Consider the following 2705-nt stretch of genomic DNA (forward strand, 5'->3'; position numbering starts at 1 on the left):
GCTTATAGATTAAGCCCAGGGCTTTCAGGTGCATCATCACCTTTTTTTTCTGTTCATCAGAAAGCTTCAGGTCTCCCACCTCCCAGCGCTCCTGCCCGGGTTTTCTCCGCCACTGCTGTGTGGCTTCGACCATAGAGTTAAATTCTTTTCTGTGGGGAGTGCCTGTTGCTAAGAGCAGAGCCGACAGTGATTCCAGCTGTTGCTGGCTTAATGCCGGGTCAGCAGCCAGAGCTCTGGCAGTCAGGAGGAGACTTAGTACAAGCCCCGACAGCGAGGGCTTATAACATTGATAAGAGCTGAGGTTCATGGCCATTTCTGTATCTATTTAAAACATTTCAAGATAGATCAGTTTGTGGCTCAATGGGGTAAAGACGGAAGAGAGGACTGCGCTACCGCATTGATCAGGCTCTTATCCAGATCGGGCAGGGCCCAGGCTTCGGGATAGTTTTTTGAGAGTTCTTTAATCATGACCGAATACTCTTCGGCCGGTTTATTCAGAAGATACGTCAGGAAAGTATAGATACGGTTGGACATTTGATGGTTAAACTGTGTCATCTGCTCTTCTGAGATAGCTTTGGCTTTTTCAGCCTCTTCCAGGACCGAATTACGGGTGCAGTTAGCGGCAATCATCAGGGCCAGTTTCTTGACGGTATCATCATTCATGGGACTTCCTCAGCTCGTGTGTTTTCTTATCTTCAGTGTAGATCGGTTAAATTCGGTCAAAGTAAAGCAGGATCTTTTATAACGGTTAATTGAGACAGGGGTATGCAAGAAAGGGAGCACAGAGACTCCCTGATTTCAAAGGTTGAAAGTTCATGGTTGTTCAGTGAAACCGCGCAATATCTGAAGGATTGCCGATTCATTGTTTTGCGAAAAACTCACTTCCCAGTTTTTTTGTCTGACGCTGGGGGCAAGGACTAGTGCTTTTTCGAACCACGCCTCACACTCTTGCTCACTTTTGCCGATCATTCTGAGACAATTTGCCATTTGCAAAAGGGCTTCCGAACTCGGGGGAGCATTTTCCATAAGTGATTTCAGACGCTGAAAGGCCTTCGTTAGGTCATCTTTCCTTGAATCCGGACAATCTTTTATGATCTGCTCACAAACCCTATTGAAATCATTGATTGAGCCAGTTGGCGGAGTATTCGCACTTCCCGTGTTTTCTGTCGGGTGCTGAAACGCTTGAGCAAAAGACACCTTGGCAGAAGTTGCTCTCCGGTCTCTAATATTTGGGCCTGATTGCGCATGTGCATGAGAATATTCAGCGGATGAAACATACCTTGTGACCTCCTGTTTCAAGGCAGATTGATTCGTTGTCGTTTCTGAATTGAACTCAGCCACAGAATACAGCTGCGGTTGAGGTGTCGTACTGTTTTTAGCAGCGCTTGTTGGTGTTAATCCGAAACTCATAATAACTCACTCGTTGACAGGTTGATCATTTGGACAATCAACGGGAAAAAAAGTTCACGGGTTCAGTGTGAAATGTCACTCTTGAAGGGGTAAGCGTGGCATTGGCAAAATGCCACGCATTATCCTTTTAATTGTGAACATGCTCTGGTATCAGTTGGTAAGGCTCATCAGGATTAATATCTCCATAAAGATCCATGTATCTTTGCAGTTTGGCGGCGTCCTGGTCGGCCTGCTCCTGTTGTTTGGTAACGTCTAACCAAGTACTGGTGGCGTTATAAAGTCCGACCGCACCGCCCGCACCCATGCCAAACGCAGCTCCCAACGTCGATCCAAAGAGCAAGCTCCCGATCAGTGCTCCACCCATGCCCCAGCGGGCAACGGTGCCCCAGGATTCATTAATGCGTACACAGTACTGCGTGAGGCTCTTCCAGGCTTTGGAGGTTCCGATGGATTGAATCTTGTCCTTTATGAAGGTCGGGACTTTGATACTGTCCACAGACAGCCCCATAAAGGTTTTTTTGGCTCTTGCCCCCACTTGTTCAAGCGCTTTGCCTCCAGCCGAAATCAGAGCATTAGCGGTTTTTTCCGCCAGCTGATCAGTGAGCTTTTCATTTATCACGCGAGCCTGAAGCGCTGGTGGCGGTGAACACTTTGCCTCTATTCCGTGAGTCATGGCATACCTCCTTGATAATCCATGAGTAGGTTGGTTTTTCACGACGAAAAGTATGGCATAGGGTGAAAAGACAGGTCACTGACCGATAAGTCAGTATGGCTAACTTCTTCCCTGAAGAGAGAGGGAGCCTTTTATCAGGCTCCTACAAGGAGTCGTTGGGGCATCTTTGCAGCGAATACCACTCACTAATGGCGTCTACCTCTTCCTCGGTCAGCATCCTGGCAATATTGATCATGGGGATATGATTGCCACGCTGACCCTTCCGATAATCATTCAGCTGCTTCACCATGTAGACTTTCTTCTGGCAGGCCAGATTAGGATTGATGTCAGCCGTGCCTATGCCGCTGGGGCCGTGGCATCCGGAGCATAGAGCCAGGGCCTTATTTTTCGCAGCTTCCAGTCTCGGAGTCATTTCAACCGGACGAAATTCAGAGCTTTTGTTTCCTGACAGGTCGCACCCGGCCAGCAGAACAGCAGAGAACAGACTGATTGGCAGCCAGGGCTTAATGTTCATAATGTTTCCCAAGAGACCTCTCTAAATCACCCAATGGAGATAAGAGCCAGGTAGTACGCCCGGCATGGGCATGAACTTATGGGGTGAAAGTCCCCTGCGGGTAAACCA

Annotated in this window: 5 protein-coding genes; all 5 read right to left on the bottom strand. The window is 48.2% G+C overall.

From position 1 onward, the window contains the following. Window positions 1-307 (bottom strand): hypothetical protein (locus tag KDK19_RS09165; protein ID WP_257291792.1); only part of this gene is annotated, 307 nt, incomplete at its 3' end. A gap of 50 nt (window positions 308-357) precedes the next feature. Then, the gene (locus KDK19_RS09170) at window positions 358-663 is read right to left on the bottom strand and encodes a hypothetical protein (protein ID WP_257255397.1); all 306 of its coding nucleotides are present in this window, start codon (window positions 661-663) and stop codon (window positions 358-360) included. A gap of 150 nt (window positions 664-813) precedes the next feature. Then, a complete protein-coding gene (locus KDK19_RS09175; RefSeq protein ID WP_257291793.1) occupies window positions 814-1341 on the bottom strand; it encodes a hypothetical protein in 528 nt (175 codons plus the stop codon). A 196-nt stretch (window positions 1342-1537) separates the two neighbouring features. After that, window positions 1538-2083: a hypothetical protein gene (locus KDK19_RS09180; protein ID WP_257253173.1), complete on the bottom strand. Its 546-nt coding sequence runs from the start codon at window positions 2081-2083 to the stop codon at window positions 1538-1540. A 142-nt stretch (window positions 2084-2225) separates the two neighbouring features. Continuing rightward, window positions 2226-2597 (bottom strand): c-type cytochrome, encoded by a 372-nt coding sequence (locus KDK19_RS09185; RefSeq protein ID WP_257253175.1) that lies wholly within the window; start codon window positions 2595-2597, stop codon window positions 2226-2228. Between the last annotated feature and the right edge of the window lie 108 nt (window positions 2598-2705).

The sequence above is a fragment of the Endozoicomonas sp. ONNA1 genome (assembly GCF_024606325.1).
Classification (GTDB): domain Bacteria; phylum Pseudomonadota; class Gammaproteobacteria; order Pseudomonadales; family Endozoicomonadaceae; genus Endozoicomonas_A.